Consider the following 17,660-nt stretch of genomic DNA (forward strand, 5'->3'; position numbering starts at 1 on the left):
GCGTCAGTTATAAAGGCCGGGTAGTCGCATCTTTCGGGTTCGCTCGAGAGGATTGCCGATGGACCGATTGTTGCGTCGATTTCTGTCCCAATTCATCCGCCGCGGGTCGTTGACGGTGACCAGCGCGAGCGGGTCGAAGTTCACCGTCGGCGACGGCTCCGGCGAGCCGGTCGCGGTCCGCTTCGTCACCGCCGACTCCGAGCGGAGGGTCCTCGTCAATCCCGAGCTGGGGCTGGGCGAGGCCTACATGAACGGCGAGTTCGTGGTCGAGCGCGGCACCATAGCTGATGCCCTCGCGATCCTGCTCGATCAACCCGACCCATTGCCGCAGTGGGCAAAGCCGTGGTGGCACCTGCGCTACCTGACGCGGCACCTCAAGCAGTTCAATCCCCGCCCGCGCTCCCGTCAAAACGTCGCTCATCATTACGATCTCGACGGCCGGCTCTATTCGCTGTTTCTCGATGCCGACAAGCAATATAGCTGCGCCTATTTCGAGACGCCCGAGATGTCGCTGGACGACGCGCAGCTTGCCAAGAAGCGGCACATCGCGGCGAAGCTTCTCGTCAGCAATGGCCAGCGCGTGCTCGACATCGGCTCCGGCTGGGGTGGCCTCGGGCTCTATCTCGCCGAGATCGCGGGCGCCGACGTCACCGGCATCACGCTGTCGACCGAGCAGCTGGAGGTCGCCAATGCGCGCGCCGCCGAAAAGGGCCTGACGGGCTCGGCCAGATTCCAGCTCCAGGATTATCGCGACGTCGAAGGTACGTTCGACCGCATCGTCTCCGTCGGCATGTTCGAGCATGTCGGGGCGAGGTTCTACGACGCCTACTTCCAGCGCTGCGCCGAGCTGCTGAAGGAAGACGGCGTCATGCTGCTGCATTCGATCGGCCGTTCGCAGGGCCCGGATTCGACCAATCCGTGGATCGCCAAATACATCTTCCCCGGCGGCTACATTCCCGCGCTCTCGGAGGTGCTGCCGGCGATCGAGCGCGCGGGCCTGCTGGTCTGCGACATCGAGATTCTGCGCCTGCACTACGCCGAGACGCTGAAGGCCTGGCGCGAGCGGTTCATGGCGCGGCGCGAGGAAGCCGTGCAGCTCTACGACGAGCGCTTCGCCTTGATGTGGGAATTTTACCTCGCGGCCTGCGAGATGACGTTCCGCAAGCAAGCCATGATGAACTTCCAGATCCAGATCACCCGTCGCCAGGGCGTGGTGCCGATGACCCGCGACTATATCCCGCAGGAAGAAGCCCGGCTGCGGGCCCGGGAGGGCGCGGCCATGCCGAAGCTCAAGCTGGCTGGTGAATAGGTCCGGATCCTAGTGACGCAGGGTCGAAATCCCGGACGTCCGGAAAGACGCCGTTAACGCCAATTGCGCCCGCAATTCCAGCAGGATTTCGGGGGCGACCGGCTGGCGACGTACCTCGGGCCGCTCCGCGTGCTTCATAGCCGCGATCAGCCCCGACAGCCAAAGCCGGCTGCCTGCCTCGCTTCGCCAGTTCTGGTGCTGCCGTTCTGGCTGCATCGCTCGCCTCGTATCCCTGTTGGCGGGGAATGAGATAATCCCCTGCCCATCCGCCTGTTCCGACATGACACCCGAAAGAATCCGGGGAGATGTGATCTGGTTCACAGAAGTCTGGTCGGGCCTGGCTTAGACCGTCGCCATGAGCAAAGAGACCCAAACCTCATTCGACGTGCAGGACGACCTCCGCACCGATTACGCCCTGATCGTCACCGGCGTTGGGGCGGCTCTGGTTGCGCTGGTCTACCTCCTGCTGGTCTGAAGCCGAGCCGAATCGGTCAGCGTGCGTCATTTTGCGCGCCTCTCGGTAGGTCTGCGCGTCAGCCCCCAGGGTTCACGGGTTTCAGGATTTTTCCGCGGCGCGATCACAGCCCTCTGCGCCGAGCGAGCTCCGCCAAAATCCAGTCAAGCGCGGCGCGTGCTGCGACTGCTAATCATCCACCATTTTAACTGAGCGGTTGATAGCGGTCAGCTTTTGCTTCCGCTTTGACCTGCGGCGGCGCTTTATCCCGGCCCCGCATCCGCCCAAGAAAATTGCTAAGCACGTCCGACCATGGCACTGACTGATTCGAACGTTCTCAAACTCGCGCCCGATGCCGGAACTCCCGCCTATCGGAGCGCACCGCACAATATCGAGGCGGAACAGAGCCTTCTGGGCGCAATCCTGGTCAACAACGACGCCTTCTACCGCGTCTCCGACTTCCTGGAGGCCAAGCACTTCTTCGAGCCGCTGCACCAGACCATCTTCGAGACCGCCGGCAGCCTGATCCGGATGGGCAAGATCGCCACCCCGGTCACGCTGAAGACGTTCCTGCCGGCCGATACCGATGTCGGCGGCATGACCATCGGACAATACCTGGCGCGGCTTGCGGCCGAAGCCACCACCATCATCAACGCCCAGGACTATGGCCGCACCATCTACGATCTGTCGTTGCGCCGCGACCTGATCGGCATCGGCGAGGACATGGTCAACGTCGCCTATGACGCCCCGGTCGACTTCCAACCGCGGGCGCAGATCGAGGACGCCGAGCGCAAGCTGTACGAGCTCGCCGAGTCCGGCCGCTATGACGGCGGCTTCCAGAAATTCTCGCAGGCGCTCACGGTCGCGGTCGATCTCGCGGCCAAGGCATTCCAGCGCGACGGCAAGCTGTCGGGCATTTCGACGGGCCTGCGCGACCTCGACACCAAGATGGGCGGCCTGCAGCATTCCGACCTCATCATCGTCGCGGGACGCCCCGGCATGGGCAAGACGTCGCTGGCGACCAACATCGCCTACAACGTCGCGCAGGCCTACGTGCCGGAGCTTCAGGCCGACGGCACCATGAAGGCCGCCAATGGCGGCGTGATCGGCTTCTTCTCCTGCGAAATGTCGGCCGACCAGCTCGCCACGCGTATCGTGGCCGAGCGCACCGGCATTCCCTCCTCCCACATCCGCCGCGGCGGCATCACGGAAGCCGATTTCGAGAAGATCCGGCAGGTCTCGATCGAGCTGCAGTCGCTGCCGTTCTACGTCGACGCCACCGGCGGCCTCTCCATCGCGCAGCTGATGGCGCGCGCGCGCCGGCTCAAGCGCCAGAAGGGCCTCGATCTCCTGGTGATCGACTACATCCAGCTGCTGTCGGGCTCGGGCAAGCGCGCCAGCGACAGCCGCGTGCAGGAAATCACGGAGATCACGACCAGCCTGAAGGCGCTGGCCAAGGAGCTCAACGTTCCCGTGATCGCGCTGTCGCAGCTCTCGCGTCAGGTGGAATCGCGCGACGACAAGCGGCCGCAGCTGTCGGACTTGCGTGAATCCGGCTCGATCGAGCAGGACGCCGACGTCGTGCTGTTCGTGTTCCGCGAGGAATATTACCTCGCCATGAAGGAGCCGCGCCCCGGCACCGAAGAGCATGCCAAATGGCAGGCCGACATGGAACGCACCGTGGGCCGCGCCGAAGTCATCATCGGCAAGCAGCGCCACGGTCCGACCGGCACCGTCGAGCTGCACTTCGATGCCTCGGTCACGCGCTTCGGCGACCTCGCGCATGACGGCCAACTGCCGGACCGCAGCGACTACTAGATTGTTCCCCGGGTTGAACGGGGCCCGTCTCTTGCGTAAAACGACGCCATGACAATGGCGTCCGCCCCGAAATCGATCCCGCAATCCGGCCCACTCTCCCCGGAGGCCAACCAGGCTGCCGCGCTCGCCGCCTTCGGCGGCGTGCTGACCGTCGATCTCGATGCGATCATCGCCAATTGGCGCAAGCTCGAGAAGACCGCGGTGCCGGCCGAATGTTCGGCGGTGATCAAGGCCGACGCCTATGGCTGCGGCGCCGAGCAGGTGTCGCGCGCCCTGAGCAAAGCCGGTTGCAAGACCTTCTTCGTCGCCACCATCGAGGAAGCCCGCAAGGTGCGCGCCGCCGTTCCGGAGCCCACGATCTACGTGCTCGGCGGCTATTTCCAGAACACCGGCGAGCACTACGCCAAGATCAATTGCCGTCCGGTGATCGGCGATCTCAACGAGCTCGCCGAATGGGACGTGTTCTGCCGCCGCACCGGCTGGAACGGGGGCGCCGCTGTTCACATCGACACCGGCATGAACCGGCTCGGGCTGACGCTTTCGGAGGCGCAGGCCATCATCCCCCGCATCAACGCCGGCGATCACGGCATCACGCTGGTGATGAGCCATCTGGTCTCGGCCGAGCAGCTCAACAGCCCGATCAATGCCAGACAGCTCGCGACCTTCCGCAGCATCGCCAGCGAGTTCACAGGCGTGCCGGCGGCGCTCGCCAACTCCTCCGGCATCTTCCTCGGCGCGCCCTTCCAGTTCGACCTGGTGCGCCCGGGAGCTGCGCTCTACGGCGTCAACCCGACGCCGGAGGCCGACAATCCCATGCAGCAGGTCGTCGACCTCAAGGCGCGCATCGTGCAGATCCGCAGCATCGAGCGCGGCGAGACCGTCGGCTATGGCGGCACCTGGACCGCGCGGCGGCCGACGAAACTGGCGATCATCGCGGTCGGCTATGCCGACGGCTATTTCCGCGCCGCCAGCTCCAATGACGGCACCCGCGGCGCCGATGTCATCGTGGCCGGCAAGCGCTGCCCTGTCGCGGGCCGCATCTCCATGGACCTGATCGCGATCGACATCACCGATCTGCCGCCGAACGCGGTGCGGCGCGGCCACATGGTGACGCTGCTCGGCGAAGGCATCACCGTCGACGAGCTCGCGCACCATTTCGGCACGATCGGCTATGAAGTGCTGACCAGCCTCGGCCGCCGCTATGCCCGCGTCTACAAGGGTGGCAATGTCGAGGAGCCGCTGACGAAGCCGGAGCCCGCCTCGAACGCGGGGCAGCCGCCTTCCCCACCGTCGATCGAACAGCCGTCGGCGTTGCCGCCGCTGCCAAGTTAAACCATCCGCACCTACTTCTTCTTTCTGCTGTCCAGCGCCGTCTTGCAGGTGGCGCTGAGCTGGTCGCGCTTGGCGTTGAGACAGGCGACGATGCCGCCACCCGGCGCGATGCCGGCGCAGAATTTGTCGTAGTCAGCCTTGCACGCGCCGCGCGTTTCGGCTGACTGTGCCGTGGCCCCGGAGAGCGCGACGACGAAGGCGGTAGCGGCAAAGCTCAGTTTGGACATTGTATCTCCGGGGACGAAAGGCAGAGCCGGTAGCTCTAGATGAAGATCGCGACATTCAACATCAACAACATCAACCGCCGCCTGCCCAATCTGTTGGCATGGCTGCGAATGGCGAAGCCCGATGTCGTCGCGCTTCAGGAGTTGAAGGCTAGTGATGGCGAATTTCCGGCGGCCGCCATCGAAAGGGCCGGCTATGGCGCGGTGTGGCGTGGACAAAAGACCTGGAACGGCGTCGCCATCCTCGCCCGCAATGCCGAGCCCGTGCTGACGCGCGACCGCTTGCCGGGAAAGCCTGCGGATCTCGAAGCGCGCTACATCGAGGCCGCGGTGCGCGGCGTCATCGTCACCAGCATCTATCTGCCCAACGGCAATCCGCAGCCGGGACCGAAATTCGACTACAAGCTCGACTGGTTCGCGCGGCTGCGGCGGCACGCCAACACCTTCATCAAGCAGGACCTGCCGGTGGTGCTCGCCGGCGACTACAATGTTGCGCCCACCGAGATCGACATCTATCCGACGCGCTCATGGGACAAGGATGCGCTGATCCAGCCGAAGAGCCGCGCAGCCTTTGCCGCGCTGGTCGAGCAAGGCTGGTGCGACGCGATCCGCGAGCTGCATCCGGACGAGCGCATCTACACGTTCTGGGACTACAAGCGGAACCGCTGGCCACGCGATGCGGGCCTGCGGCTCGACCATCTCCTGCTCAGCCCTGCCCTCGCCCCGCGCCTCGCCAAAGCCGGCGTCGACAAGAAGATCCGCGGCGAGGACGGCGCTAGCGATCACGCGCCGGCGTGGGTGGTGTTGCGGTGACCCAAACGCAGTCAGCAGCGGGCCGCCCGATAAAACCTGAAAACAACCCCATGCACAGTAGCTGGCCCCAGTCCGCTCAATGACTTGCGGGTAAACCGAAATCAAAGTTGATCCGTCGGGCAAAACACTGGCATGATGTCACCATCGAAGGCGTCCACGTGGCGCCGAGGGCTCTTCAGATCGCCCCTTCATCGGGAATGTTGAGGACGGTGCCGCAAGCCTTGCAATGCACCGCATCGGCATCGTGCCTCTGGAGCCCGCACGTCGGGCATGGAAACCGCACCTTGTGGGGACTGAGGAGCGCGCGGGCGAGATTGAAGAACAGCGTCACGCCGAAAATCATGATCACGACGGTGATCAGACGACCGAACGTACCCGCCAGCGTGATGTCGCCGAAGCCGGTCGTCGTCAGCGCCGTGACGGTGAAATACAGGGCATCGGCATAGTTCCGGATCTCGTCGTTGCGAAACTTCTGGGTCTCGTACACGATCCCGGTCATGACGAAGATGAAAACGGCGAGGTTCGTGACGGCGAAGATGACCTCTTCGTTGCGACGAAAGAACGGGGAATCGATGCGCAGCCTCACCAGCATCTGGTAGTCGCGAAGCAGCCCCAGCGTTCGCAGGATCCGGAGAAAACCGCCCGCCTCGCCGGCAAGCGGCGCCAGGAAGGATACGATCGCGACCATGTCAGCCCAGGTCGCGAGCTGGGTGAATTTTTGAAACGGATGCCGATCGACCAGGAGCCGGGCGGAGAAGTCGGCCAGCAGAATAACGCCGAACAGGACGTCGAGCGTCTCGACGATGTCACTGGGCGGCAGGAACGAGGTCGCAATAATGAACAGCACCGTCACGATATCGAAGATGAGCAGCGCATAACGGAAGCGCACGCCGTCCGGCGTTGCGCCCTCGTAAAGGAGTCGGACGTTGCTTTTGAGAGACGTGAGGGTCACTGCACCATGATCGCGGTTTGCACGGATGATGGCAACTCGGAGCGTATGCCGCAACCGACGACGTCTGTATAGCTAGAGTGGGCCTCGCGATTAGGAACCCGGACCGCGACGCGGTGTTCAGCTCTCTTTGGGGGCTGAATGCTCAAACCCGACGATTGTCGCAAGCTTGCGGAGCAATATCGAGCGCGCGCGAATGATGCCACATCGGCGAAGCGCCTCGCCAATGTGCTTATGAGCGTTTCCAACGCCTATCTCGCTCTGGCGAGCCAACTGGAGCTCCTTGCGTCGAACATCAGGAGCACGCGAGGAGAGCCGGTCGGAACGTTCAAGGCTGAGCCGTCAGACGAAAGATGCAAACCGAGCCGGCGGCGGCGCCATGAAACCTCCTCATTGCGGTGCCCCGCGATCGAGTTCGCCCCGCTGATCCCTCGGAGGGAAGCCTCTTGACCTCCGCGGCCTGGTAAGCATACTGGTCTGACCACGATCAGACCAAGAGACGGGGATGGAGTTCAAGCGAGCCGCCGACGGCGAAAAGGGGTTCGAGAAGGTGTTTGCCTTCCTGCGCGAGCGCCTGCTTACCGGCTCGCTCAGGCCGGGCGACCGCCTGATTTCGGAGCGCGAGCTCGCCACTCTGCTCGGCGTCAGCCGGCCAATCGTCCGCGAGGCGCTGCGCGCCCTCACCGTCCTCGGGATCGTCGAGATCCGCGACCGCATCGGCACCGTCGTGACGCGGCCAGATGTCTCGGTGCTGAACGACTTCTTCACCTTCGCCCTCGCCCAGCAGGCCGACATGCTCGAGGACGTCATGCAGGCGCGCGTCGCGATCGAATGCCAGGCGATCCGGCTCGCCTGCGAGCGCGCCAACATCGCCGATTTCGAACGGCTGCAGCGCGCGCTGACGAAGATCGGCGAGACCATCGACGAAGCCGATGCCGGCGGCATGGCCGATTTCGACTTCCACCGCGCGATCGTCGTCGCCTCACATTCGGAGACGCTGAGCGTGCTGCACGCCTCCATGGCGGGCCTGTTGACACATTCGCATCGCAGCCGCCGCGAGCTGGTGCAGGCCTTCCCGTCGATGAAGACCTACCTTGTCGACGATCACCGCCGCATCTTCGAAGCCCTCATTGCGCGCGATCCCGAGCGCGCGGATGCGACGCTGCGCAAGCATTTCGCCATCGGCGACGAATACCGCAGACGCGCCGTCGTCGGCGACATCGACAAGACCAGTGCCTCGGGCTGATCGCGCACAGCCCTTCAATCAAGACGCCAATCAAACAAGAAACGGACTGACGACATGGGACGGAACGACAAGGGCAAGGTCGGCTTCATCGGCATCGGCACGATGGGGCGGGAGATGGTGCGCAACCTGCAGGCGGCGGGCCACGCGGTCCGCGTCTTCGATCTGAACGAAGCCGCGCTGGCCGACAGCGTCAAGGAAGGCGCGACGCGTGCCAAAAGCCCTGCCGATGCCGCGCAAGGCACCGATATCGTCATCACCATGCTGCCCGACACGCCGCACGTCGAGGCGACGATCTACGGCGAGCAGGGCCTGCTGAATTTCCCGCCGCCGGGCAAGCTGATCGTCGACATGAGCACGATCTCGCCGGTTGCCGTCCGCCGCATCCATTCGGACCTGCAGAAGACAGGCGTCGGCTTCATCGACGCGCCGGTCTCCGGCGGGCCGGTGGGCGCCAGGAACGCCGCGCTCTCGATCATGGCCGGCGGCGATGCGGACACGTTCGCCAAGGCCGAGCCGTTCTTCCGCGCGATGGGCACGACCATCACCCATGTCGGCGCATCCGGCGCCGGCCAGACCGTCAAGCTCTGCAATCAGCTGATCTGCGGCATCAACATCCAGGCGATCTGCGAGGCGCTCGCACTCGGCCGCGCTTCGGGCCTCGATCTCAACCTGCTGCGCCGGGTGCTGCTCGGCGGCTCCGCCGCTTCCTGGATGCTCGACAAGCTCGGCCCCGCGATGATCGCCGGCGACGTCTCCGCGGGCTTCCGGATCGATCTGCAGCTCAAAGACCTTCGCCTGGTGCAGGAGCACGCACAGGCCCTGAACGTGCCCCTAGCCGGCACCGCGCTCGTCACCAGCCAATATGTCGATGCGCGCGCCCATGGCGAAGGCAGCAACGGCAACCAGGCGCTGTTCCGCGTCTATGACCGCATGACCAACCAGACCACCGGCTGACCCTGGAACGATGAGCCTCCAACTCGACTTTCCCGCAGTGCTGGAGCGTTGGCCGAGCTTTCTGGCCGGCGCCGTCCTCACGCTCGAGTTGGCATTCTTCGCGACCGTGCTAGGCGCTTTGCTCGGCACGCTCGCGGCGGTCGGACGCGGCACACACAATTCGCTGATTGCAGGTGCCTGCAAAGTCTATGTCGAGACCATCCGCAACACCCCGCTGCTGGTGCAGATCTTCCTGGTCTATTTCGGCCTCGCCAGCCTCGGCTTGAAATACTCCGCCTTCACGGTGGCGGTGGCGGCGCTGACCATCAATGTCGGCGCCTATACCGCTGAGATCATGCGGGCCGGCTTCGAGGCGATCCCGCGCGGGCAGATCGAGGCCGCCGAGGGGCTGGCGCTGTCGCGCTTCCAGATCTACTGGCACATCATCCTGCTGCCGGCGGTCGAGAAGGTCTATCCTGCGCTCACGAGCCAGTTCGTGCTCCTGATGCTGGCCTCCTCGGTCTGCTCGCAGATCTCGGCCGAGGAGCTCACCGCGATCGCCAACTACATCCAGTCGGACACCTATCGCGCGTTCGAGACCTACATCATCGTCGCCGTGCTCTACGTCATCCTGTCGCTGGTGATGCGTGCCGGCTTCTGGGGCCTCGGCCTCCTCCTGTTTCCGCGCCGGCGCCGGCTCGGCACGCCGTTGTGAGATGACCATGGGCGGACATCTCAACGTCAATCACCTGATGTTCCTCGGCCAGGGCGCGCTGTGGACCATTGGTCTGTCGCTGATCGCGCTGATCGGCGGCGGCATCGTCGGCTTCGTGATCGCACTGGCGCGCATCTCGCCGCTGAAATCGGTGCGGCTCGCCAGTGCGATCTATGTCCAGTTGATCCAGGGCACGCCGCTGCTCGTCATCCTGTTCCTCGGCTATTTCGGTCTTGCCGCGATCGGCCTGAAGGTCTCGCCGCTGGTCGCGGCCGGTGCCTCGCTGACGCTCTACGTCGCCGCCTATCTCGGCGAGATCTGGCGCGGGTGCATCCAGTCTGTGCCGAAGCCGCAATGGGAGGCCGCCGAAGGCCTGGCGCTGAGCCGCACCCAGCGCATGGTCAAGGTGATCCTGCCGCAGGCGATCCGCATCGCGACGCCGCCGACCGTCGGCTTCATGGTGCAGATCATCAAGAACACCTCGCTCGCGTCCGTGGTCGGCTTCGTCGAGCTGATGCGCTCGGGCCAGATCGTCAACAACTCGCTGTTCGAACCGTTCGCCATCTACGCCATCATCGCCGTCACCTACTTCGCCATGTGCTATCCCCTGTCGCTGTTCAGCCAGAGGCTGGAACGGCGGATGGGACGTGGCAGGTCCAACCTCGCGCCAGCCTGACATGCAGCAAAACGCCCCCTCCTCCGAACCGATCGTGTCGCTCCACAACGTGCAGAAGAGCTTTGGCGCGCTCCGCGTGCTCGACGGCGTCTCCTTTGCCGTTGCACGTGGCGAGGTGCTCGCCCTGATCGGCCGCTCCGGCTCCGGCAAGAGCACGGCGCTGCGCTGCATCGACCGCTTCGAGAAGGTCGACGGCGGCCAGATCGTGGTCTGCGGGCATCGCGTCGACCGTCCCGACGTGAACTTGCGTGCGCTACGCCAGGACGTCGGCATCGTGTTCCAGAGCTACAATCTGTTTCCGCACCTCACCATCGAGCAGAACATCACGCTCGCGCCCTGCGCGGTGAAGGGCATGGCGACGTCGCAGGCCAAGGATCTCGCACGAAAAGTTCTGGCGCAGGTCGGGCTGGATGAAAAGCTGCACGCCTATCCCGAGCAGCTCTCGGGCGGCCAGCAGCAGCGCGCCGCAATCGCCCGCTCGCTCGCCATGCAGCCGAAGGTGATGCTGTTCGACGAGGTCACCTCCGCGCTCGATCCCGAACTCACCGGCGAAGTGCTGAAGGTGATCGAACAGCTCGCGGCTGACGGCATGACCATGGTGATGGTTACCCACGAAATGGGCTTCGCCAAGGGCATCGCCGACCGGATCGTGTTCATGCATCGAGGCAAGGTCCACGAGACCGGACCTGCCTCGATCCTGACGTCGCCGACCACGCCCGAACTCACGCAATTCGTGGGGACGGGGAACCTAAAATCATAACAGGAGAGGAGAACCAAGGGATGACCAACAGAATGGTGCTGGGGACTGCCGCCGCGTTGTGCGGCCTCATCATGATGGCGGCAACGCCCGCGTCGGCCGATCTGCTCGACGACATCATGAAGGCGAAGAAGATCCGCATATCGACCGACCTCGCCATCCCGCCCTCGGGCATGATGGATTCCACCATGAAGCCGACGGGCTCCGATGTCGAAGTGGCGCAGATGCTCGCCAAGGATTGGGGCCTCGAGCTGGAATTCATCCAGACCACCGGTGCGACCCGCATCCCGAACGTCCTGACCGGCAAGGCCGACATCATCATCTCGACCCTGTCGGTGACGGCCGAGCGTGCCAAGGTGATCGACTTCACCAAGCGCTATGCGACGCTGCAATCCGACGTCGGCTGCCTGAAATCGTCGACCGTGAAGGACTGGCCGGACCTGAAGGACAAGTCGATCGGCGTCTCGCGCGGCACCACGCAGGACACAACCTTGTCCAACATGAAGGACAAGGACCTCAAGATCGCGCGCTATGACGACGATGCCACCATGGTGACGGCGGCGGTGTCGGGCCAGGTCGACTGCGTCGGCTCGTCCGCGACAATCATCAACCAGATCGGCGTGAAGAATCCCTCGCGCGTGTTCGAGTCCCGGATTCCGCTGGCGACCTTCGACCTCGCGATCGGCCTGAAGAAGGGTGAGCAGCCGCTGATGGACAAGCTCAACGCCTGGATCACCGACAACGTCAAGAACGGCAAGCTCAACGCCATCTACAAGAAATTCCACGGCGTCGATCTGCCGGCGGACATGCGCAGCTGAACCACGGGGAAAGACATCGTGACAGCCGCGCGCGGCTGTCACGATCAATGCAAAGATCAAGAAGGACAAAGAATGCGTCTCGTCATCGGATCCGACCACGCCGGCTGGCCGCTCAAACAGACCGTCATCGACCACATCCGCAAGCTCGGCCACGACGTCATCGACGTCGGCTCCTATGACGACAAGCCGGTGGATTTCCCCGACATCGCCCGCGCCGTGGCGGCGAAGGTGACGTCGGGCGAAGCCGCGCGCGGCATCATGGTGTGCGGCACCGGCGTTGGCGCCTCGATCGCCGCCAACAAGATGAAGGGCATCCGCGCCGCGGTCTGCCACGACGTCCACTCCGCGCATCAGAGCGTCGAGCATGACGACGTCAACGTCATGTGCATCGGCGCGCAGATCGTCGGCGCCTGGCTCGCTGTCGATCTCGTGTCGTCGTACCTGTCCGCCGAATTCTCCACCGACGAGGATTTCCGTCGCCGCGTCGAGAAGCTGCGCGTCATGGACGAGGAAGGCTGAGGGCTCTCCGCCATGATCCTGGTGTTCGGATCGCTAAACATCGATCTGGTCGCGCAGGTCCCGGTGATTCCAGGTCCCGGCCGAACGGTGCTGGCGCCGTCCTACCGGACGCATTTCGGCGGCAAGGGTGCCAATCAGGCCGTTGCCGCCGCGCGGATCGCCGGGCCTGGACGCGTGAGCATGGCTGGCCGCGTCGGCCGGGACGGATTTGGCGACAGCGCGATCGAGAACCTCAGAGCCAACGGCGTCGACGCCGACCGCGTCATCAGAGCCGACGAGCCGACCGGCTGCGCTTTCATCACCGTCGATCAGGCCGGCGAGAACGCAATCACGGTGGCGAGCGGCGCCAACATGACGGCGCGTGCCGGCGATCTTGCGAGCGAGCTGTTCAATTTGGACACCGTGCTAGTGCTTCAGATGGAGGTGCCCTTTGCGCACGCGCTGGAAGCTGCCCGAAGAACCGCCGCGGCCTCCGGCACCGTTATCTGGAACCTTGCACCCGTTCCGGAGCAGATGACGCGTGAGATGGTCACGGAGCTTCTCGCCGTCACCGACTATCTCCTCGTCAACGAGCACGAGGCGCGCGACGCCGCCACCGCCATCGGCCTGGCGTCCGCCGACTACGAAGCCGCAAGCGCCGGACTCGCGAAGTCCGGCAACCTCACCTGCATTGTCACCGCCGGCGCACAAGGCGCGCTCGCCGTGACGGCGGAAGGCACCCGCCTGCGGGCGCCCGCCCAGCGCATCACGCCGGTGGACACGACCGGCGCCGGCGACACCTTCGTCGGCGCCTTTGCGGCGATGATCAGCGAAGGCGTGTCGCTGCAACGCGCGCTCGAAGTGAGTTGCGAAGCGGCGGCTTTGAAATGCCTCAAGGCCGGCGCCCAGACCGGCATGCCCATGCGCAGCGCGATGGGCTCCCTCGCGTAGGACTGATCGCCCGCATCGCTGCCCGCGGCTAAACTCTCCCGATTCCTGGAGGCTGTTTTGGCCTTTCTCTTCGTCCTCGCCGTCGGCCTCGTCGCCGGCACCATCTCCGGCATCGTCGGCACCGGCTCGTCGATCATGCTGATGCCGGTGCTGGTCTATGCCTATGGGCCGAAGGAGGCCGTGCCGATCATGGCGGTGGCCTCCGTCATGGCGAATTTTTCGCGGATCCTGGCCTGGTGGCGCGAGGTCGATTGGCGGGCCTGCGCGGCCTATTCGGTCACAGGCATCCCGGCGGCGGCGCTCGGCGCGCGGACGCTGCTGGCACTGCCCTCGCATGCCGTCGATCTCACCATCGGCCTCTTCCTGATCGCGATGGTGCCGGTGCGGCACTTTCTGGCGCGGCACGAGCTCAAGGCCAATCTCTGGCATCTCGCCATCGGCGGCGCGCTGATCGGCTATCTCACCGGCATCGTGGTCTCGACCGGGCCGCTCAGCGTGCCGTTGTTCTTGTTCTATGGCCTGTCCAAGGGCGCGTTCCTCGCCACCGAAGCGGCCTCCTCGCTCGGGCTCTATTTCGCGAAGTCGGTGACCTTCGAGCGTTTCGGCGCGCTCGCCGGGGAGGTCTTCATCAAGGGACTGATCGCGGGCGCCTCGCTGATGTCGGGCGCCTTCATCGCCAAGCGCTTCGTGCTGCATCTGAGGCCGGAAACCTTCCGCCTGCTGATGGACGCGATCATGATCGTGGCGGGGCTCTCGATGCTCTGGACCGCAACGCAGCCGTGACCCAGCCGCTACTCAGACAGCGAATTCGGGGGTGATCGATGGGCCGTCAGAGACGACGCGGCTCGCCACGGCCGGCTGCCCGTCGAGCCATTGCAGCACGGCCTCGAGTGGCTGCGGCCGCTGATAGAGGAACCCCTGCCCGAGCCGCACTCCGATCTCGCGCATGGCCTCCGCCTGCTCGGCGCGCTCGATGCCTTCGGCGACCAATGTCAGTCCCAGCGTGGCGGCGAGCGAGGCGATGACGCCGACAATGGCCTTGTCCTCGGCGCTGTCGGGGATCTCGCTGATGAACGCCTTGTCGATCTTCACCTTGTCGAGCGGAAACCGGCGCAGATGGGCGAGCGAAGAGTAGCCCGTGCCGAAATCGTCGAGCGCGATCGTGGCTCCCAGGCGCCGCAGGCGATGCAGCGTTTCGGAGGCGCTGGCGATGTTGTTGATCAGCGACCCTTCCGTGATCTCGAGCTCGAGCATCGATGCCGCGACACCGAAGCGCGCACAGGTCGCGCGCAGCTCGGCGGCGAGCGAGTGGTCGGCAAGCTCGGACGGCGGCAGATTGATCGCGATCCGCAGCTGCGGCCTGCCCGCAGCGGCCAATTGCTGCAAGGCCCGGCAGGCATCGGTCAGCACGTAGCGGGTCAGCCGCGCATTGTTCCCGCTGCGCTCGATCAGCGGCAGGAATTCGCCGGGGCCGATCACGCCGTGCTCGGGATGGCGCCAGCGGATCAGCGCTTCCAGACCGACGACCTCATGGCTATCGAGATCGACCTGGCTCTGGTACCAGACCTCGAATTGGCCCTCGGCGAAGCCGGTGGGAATTGCGAGCTCGAGATCCCTGCGGCGGCGATAGTCGCGCTGAAGCGCTTCGTCCAGCACGGCGACCGTGCCGGGCGCCTTGCTCTTGGCGTGATAGAGCGCGATGTCGGCGAGCGTCGGCAGATGCGACAGTTCCGGATCGTCGGCGTGGCGCACGGCAAGGCCGATGCTGGCGCGCGGCACCACCTGCTTGTCATGGAGGCGGATCGGCTCGGAAATGGCATCGAGCACGCGTTGAGCGAATGCGTGCGCGGCCTGCTCGTCGCTCACCTCGGGGCGAATGACGACGAACTCGTCGCCGCCGAGCCGGGCGACCCAATCCTCGGCTTCGACCGCGCGACGAAGGCGCTGCGAAATCTGGACCAGGAACGCATCGCCGGCCTCGTGACCGAAGGTGTCGTTGATGCCCTTGAAGTCGTCGAGATCGATGAAGCAGAACGCGACCAGCGTATCCGGCGCGCCTCCATTCTGGCTCGTCACGGCGAGGCGCTCGGTCAGGGAGCGCCGGTTCGGCAGCCCGGTGAGCGGATCGTGCGTCGCCATGTGCCCGAGCCGGTCCAGCGCGCCCGACGTCGTGTGCTGCATGGCGTTGAAAGCGCGCGCGAGCTGGCCGAATTCGTTCGAGGAGGTGACGTCGGCCGGATAGGCCCGGCCATCCTGCTTGCTGCGCTGGATCGCCGACATCATGGCCGCGAGCGGCCGGCCGATGAAGATGTTGGCGGAAATCCGCATGGCGATCAGGGTCGCGAACGTTGCGAGGAGCCCGACGACGAGCAGCAGCAGCAGGCGGCTGCCCGCATCCGCGTACAGCGTCGCACGCGAATAGGCGATGGCGATGCGGCCGGCCTGAACGGCCATATTGCCGTTGCTGTAGTGGATCGGGTGCGAGACTTCGGCGACCGACTGGCCTTGGGGGCGTGCGACCACGCGGGCGATCGCAGCGCCGGTATCGTCATAGACGGCCGCCGCCGCAATGGTCTCGTCGTGCATGATCTCGTTGAGCACGCCCGTGACCTGGTCGTAGCGCATCTTCCAGAGCGGCTCGGCGATCAGCTCGGCCCGGCTCTCGGCGACGCGGGCCATGCGGGCGTCGAGTTGCCTGAGCTGCGACCAGAAGCTCGATGCCTCGACGCCGGCGGAGGCGAGCAATTGCACCAGCAGCAGAACGGGCACGGTGGCCCAGATCATCGCGTGGACGACCGAGCGCAAGCGCGGCGGCGCTGCCTGCTCGTTGCGATCCGGCTCGGTCATCGCCTCATCCTTGCGCATCAGTCGGCAACGCCTTCGGCGACCGGCAGCGACGAGATGAGCGCATCGAGGGAAAAGTCATATTGACCGCAGCGCCCGGCCCTCGCCCGGAACCGCGCGAAGTCGATCCGGTCGAACGCACGGGTCTTGATGAGGTCGCCGACCGAAGCGAGATTGTCGCGCGTGATCGCCGACGTCTTGACCTCGACGCGGGGCGAGACGGCTGCAAAATCGCAGCCATCGGCATAATCGCGCAGGAGAATGACGGACCAGCCGCCGAGCAGGAAATGCCCGCCATCGGTCAGGAGCATGCGGCCCGCCTTGATCTCGCGCAGCGCATCCTCCGACCAGTTGAGGCCGACCACCTGGATGTTCTCGCCGGGCACGAGGCCGGCGGCGATCGCCGCGCGCAGCGCGCCGAGCGCCATCGGATCGTTTCCGGCCCAGATCCCGGCGGGCCGGATCTGCTTGCGCGCGGCCCAGCTCAGGTAATTTGCCGTGACCCGCTCGGCCTCGGACTTCGTCCAGTTGGCGAACAGCATGCGGTCCACCACGACGTCGGACGCAGCATCCACCGCGAGCGTGAGGCCGGCGTTGCGGGCGATTGAGGCAGGCGTGGTCTCGTCGCCACCGATGCCGAGAATGTGGATCTTGCCGTCCGCGCTCTGCCATTTCTCGGCGCGCGCCGCCGTGATCAGCGCATTGGCCATCCGCGCGCCCGCGGTCTGAAGATCGGTCGTGATGTCGCCGAGCCAGGTCTTGAGCTTTTGCCTCGGCGGTCCAAGGCGCACCGCGTCCTCGCCGATCAGCGTGTTCGAAAGCAGCAGCGTCTTGACGCCCGCGGCTTCGGCCGCCTCGAGGATGGGAACGGCGGCAGATTCCTCATTCGACAGGATGAGGAAGTCGGGCTTGTCGGGACGGGCCACCACGCCGAAGCCGAGCTCCTGCATGGTGCGGTGGTTCCGCTCGCTGGTCAGCACCTCGACATGGGCATTGAGCTTGCGGCCGGCGGCCTGCATGGTCTGCGCGACCATGTCCCAATAAACCTCGCCGGACTTGCCGGGATTGACGAAGACGATGTTGAGGGGCTTCGCGATGCTACCGCCAACGGACCCGAAGACGCCGCAGGCCATGCCCGCCGCGAGCAATATTCGCAGGAATCTCGTCAATTTCGCCGCCCCCATTGGTTCCGAGATTGGACCCACGTCCGCTAAGAATTGGCAAAATCGCACCGGGCACAGCGGCGCAGGGCTAACGAAAGGTATATCTCCCGTGCCGAATTGAGATATTCGAAGCGCCGGCGATCGGCCTGCCAATCCGTGC

17 protein-coding genes and 1 pseudogene are annotated in these 17,660 nt (G+C 65.2%); 13 read left to right on the forward strand and 5 right to left on the reverse strand.

The window, feature by feature from the left end; all coding sequences use genetic code 11:
* Nucleotides 1–58 precede the first annotated feature (58 nt).
* Nucleotides 59–1,309 carry a cyclopropane-fatty-acyl-phospholipid synthase family protein gene (locus tag I6F16_RS02690; protein ID WP_225112256.1) on the forward strand — a complete coding sequence of 417 codons (1,251 nt, stop codon included), beginning with the start codon at nt 59–61 and terminating at the stop codon, nt 1,307–1,309.
* 9 nt (nt 1,310–1,318) lie between these two features.
* Here the strand turns inward: I6F16_RS02690 and I6F16_RS02695 are convergent, their stop codons facing one another.
* On the reverse strand, nt 1,319–1,630 hold the full coding sequence (locus I6F16_RS02695; protein WP_225112255.1) for a hypothetical protein: 312 nt from the start codon (nt 1,628–1,630) through the stop codon (nt 1,319–1,321).
* 445 nt (nt 1,631–2,075) lie between these two features.
* Between I6F16_RS02695 and I6F16_RS02700 the strand changes: the two genes are divergently transcribed.
* Entirely contained in the window at nt 2,076–3,581 is a 1,506-nt protein-coding gene (locus I6F16_RS02700) for a replicative DNA helicase (protein ID WP_036000744.1), read from the forward strand.
* Between the two features lie 54 nt (nt 3,582–3,635).
* Nucleotides 3,636–4,913: an alanine racemase gene (gene alr / locus I6F16_RS02705; RefSeq protein ID WP_036034052.1), complete on the forward strand. Its 1,278-nt coding sequence runs from the start codon at nt 3,636–3,638 to the stop codon at nt 4,911–4,913.
* Between the two features lie 11 nt (nt 4,914–4,924).
* Here alr and I6F16_RS02710 read toward each other — a convergent pair whose 3' ends face one another.
* Nucleotides 4,925–5,140: a cysteine rich repeat-containing protein gene (locus I6F16_RS02710; RefSeq protein ID WP_225112254.1), complete on the reverse strand. Its 216-nt coding sequence runs from the start codon at nt 5,138–5,140 to the stop codon at nt 4,925–4,927.
* A gap of 39 nt (nt 5,141–5,179) precedes the next feature.
* Here I6F16_RS02710 and I6F16_RS02715 point away from each other — a divergent pair, with 39 nt between their 5' ends.
* A complete protein-coding gene (locus I6F16_RS02715) occupies nt 5,180–5,950 on the forward strand; it encodes an exodeoxyribonuclease III (protein WP_057028956.1) in 771 nt (256 codons plus the stop codon).
* Nucleotides 5,951–6,125: 175 nt separating this feature from the next.
* Here the strand turns inward: I6F16_RS02715 and I6F16_RS02720 are convergent, their stop codons facing one another.
* Nucleotides 6,126–6,902 carry a potassium channel family protein gene (locus tag I6F16_RS02720; RefSeq protein ID WP_036000861.1) on the reverse strand — a complete coding sequence of 259 codons (777 nt, stop codon included), beginning with the start codon at nt 6,900–6,902 and terminating at the stop codon, nt 6,126–6,128.
* Between the two features lie 502 nt (nt 6,903–7,404).
* Here I6F16_RS02720 and I6F16_RS02725 point away from each other — a divergent pair.
* The 9 genes and pseudogenes from I6F16_RS02725 (at nt 7,405) to I6F16_RS02765 (ending at nt 14,276) form a co-directional block, all read left to right on the forward strand.
* Entirely contained in the window at nt 7,405–8,145 is a 741-nt protein-coding gene (locus I6F16_RS02725; RefSeq protein ID WP_036000760.1) for a FadR/GntR family transcriptional regulator, read from the forward strand.
* A gap of 48 nt (nt 8,146–8,193) precedes the next feature.
* A pseudogene (locus I6F16_RS02730) lies at nt 8,194–9,099 on the forward strand (NAD(P)-dependent oxidoreductase); the annotation flags it as partial.
* A gap of 10 nt (nt 9,100–9,109) precedes the next feature.
* Nucleotides 9,110–9,793, forward strand: a complete 684-nt coding sequence (locus I6F16_RS02735) for an amino acid ABC transporter permease (RefSeq protein ID WP_036034066.1) — start codon at nt 9,110–9,112, stop codon at nt 9,791–9,793.
* A 7-nt stretch (nt 9,794–9,800) separates the two neighbouring features.
* Entirely contained in the window at nt 9,801–10,469 is a 669-nt protein-coding gene (locus I6F16_RS02740; protein ID WP_225112252.1) for an amino acid ABC transporter permease, read from the forward strand.
* A gap of 1 nt (nt 10,470) precedes the next feature.
* Nucleotides 10,471–11,229, forward strand: a complete 759-nt coding sequence (locus I6F16_RS02745; protein WP_036000768.1) for an amino acid ABC transporter ATP-binding protein — start codon at nt 10,471–10,473, stop codon at nt 11,227–11,229.
* A gap of 20 nt (nt 11,230–11,249) precedes the next feature.
* A complete protein-coding gene (locus tag I6F16_RS02750) occupies nt 11,250–12,044 on the forward strand; it encodes a transporter substrate-binding domain-containing protein (protein ID WP_036000770.1) in 795 nt (264 codons plus the stop codon).
* Nucleotides 12,045–12,116: 72 nt separating this feature from the next.
* Complete coding sequence (gene rpiB / locus I6F16_RS02755) at nt 12,117–12,563, forward strand: ribose 5-phosphate isomerase B (protein ID WP_157284566.1); 447 nt, start codon at nt 12,117–12,119, stop codon at nt 12,561–12,563.
* 12 nt (nt 12,564–12,575) lie between these two features.
* Nucleotides 12,576–13,493: a ribokinase gene (locus tag I6F16_RS02760; RefSeq protein WP_225112251.1), complete on the forward strand. Its 918-nt coding sequence runs from the start codon at nt 12,576–12,578 to the stop codon at nt 13,491–13,493.
* Nucleotides 13,494–13,550: 57 nt separating this feature from the next.
* Nucleotides 13,551–14,276 (forward strand): sulfite exporter TauE/SafE family protein, encoded by a 726-nt coding sequence (locus I6F16_RS02765; RefSeq protein WP_225112250.1) that lies wholly within the window; start codon nt 13,551–13,553, stop codon nt 14,274–14,276.
* A 12-nt stretch (nt 14,277–14,288) separates the two neighbouring features.
* Here I6F16_RS02765 and I6F16_RS02770 read toward each other — a convergent pair whose 3' ends face one another.
* Together I6F16_RS02770 and I6F16_RS02775 are read right to left on the reverse strand one after the other, a co-directional pair.
* Complete coding sequence (locus I6F16_RS02770) at nt 14,289–16,358, reverse strand: EAL domain-containing protein (protein WP_225112249.1); 2,070 nt, start codon at nt 16,356–16,358, stop codon at nt 14,289–14,291.
* Complete coding sequence (locus tag I6F16_RS02775) at nt 16,358–17,470, reverse strand: ABC transporter substrate-binding protein (protein WP_225112281.1); 1,113 nt, start codon at nt 17,468–17,470, stop codon at nt 16,358–16,360. Before I6F16_RS02775 ends, I6F16_RS02770 begins: the two co-directional genes overlap by 1 nt.
* Nucleotides 17,471–17,660 lie beyond the last annotated feature (190 nt).

It is taken from the genome of Bradyrhizobium sp. IC4060 (genome assembly GCF_020193715.1).
Lineage (GTDB): Bacteria > Pseudomonadota > Alphaproteobacteria > Rhizobiales > Xanthobacteraceae > Bradyrhizobium > Bradyrhizobium yuanmingense.

Coding starts and splice junctions, on each gene's coding strand:
- I6F16_RS02710 (WP_225112254.1), bottom strand. CDS start 5,140: ATGTCCAAACTGAGCTTTGCCGCTACCGCCTTCGTCGTCGCGCTCTCC.
- I6F16_RS02745 (WP_036000768.1), top strand. CDS start 10,471: ATGCAGCAAAACGCCCCCTCCTCCGAACCGATCGTGTCGCTCCACAAC.
- I6F16_RS02715 (WP_057028956.1), top strand. CDS start 5,180: ATGAAGATCGCGACATTCAACATCAACAACATCAACCGCCGCCTGCCC.
- alr (WP_036034052.1), top strand. CDS start 3,636: ATGGCGTCCGCCCCGAAATCGATCCCGCAATCCGGCCCACTCTCCCCG.
- I6F16_RS02725 (WP_036000760.1), top strand. CDS start 7,405: ATGGAGTTCAAGCGAGCCGCCGACGGCGAAAAGGGGTTCGAGAAGGTG.
- I6F16_RS02760 (WP_225112251.1), top strand. CDS start 12,576: ATGATCCTGGTGTTCGGATCGCTAAACATCGATCTGGTCGCGCAGGTC.
- I6F16_RS02750 (WP_036000770.1), top strand. CDS start 11,250: ATGACCAACAGAATGGTGCTGGGGACTGCCGCCGCGTTGTGCGGCCTC.
- rpiB (WP_157284566.1), top strand. CDS start 12,117: ATGCGTCTCGTCATCGGATCCGACCACGCCGGCTGGCCGCTCAAACAG.
- I6F16_RS02770 (WP_225112249.1), bottom strand. CDS start 16,358: ATGCGCAAGGATGAGGCGATGACCGAGCCGGATCGCAACGAGCAGGCA.
- I6F16_RS02735 (WP_036034066.1), top strand. CDS start 9,110: ATGAGCCTCCAACTCGACTTTCCCGCAGTGCTGGAGCGTTGGCCGAGC.
- I6F16_RS02700 (WP_036000744.1), top strand. CDS start 2,076: ATGGCACTGACTGATTCGAACGTTCTCAAACTCGCGCCCGATGCCGGA.
- I6F16_RS02690 (WP_225112256.1), top strand. CDS start 59: ATGGACCGATTGTTGCGTCGATTTCTGTCCCAATTCATCCGCCGCGGG.
- I6F16_RS02740 (WP_225112252.1), top strand. CDS start 9,801: ATGGGCGGACATCTCAACGTCAATCACCTGATGTTCCTCGGCCAGGGC.
- I6F16_RS02775 (WP_225112281.1), bottom strand. CDS start 17,470: ATGGCCTGCGGCGTCTTCGGGTCCGTTGGCGGTAGCATCGCGAAGCCC.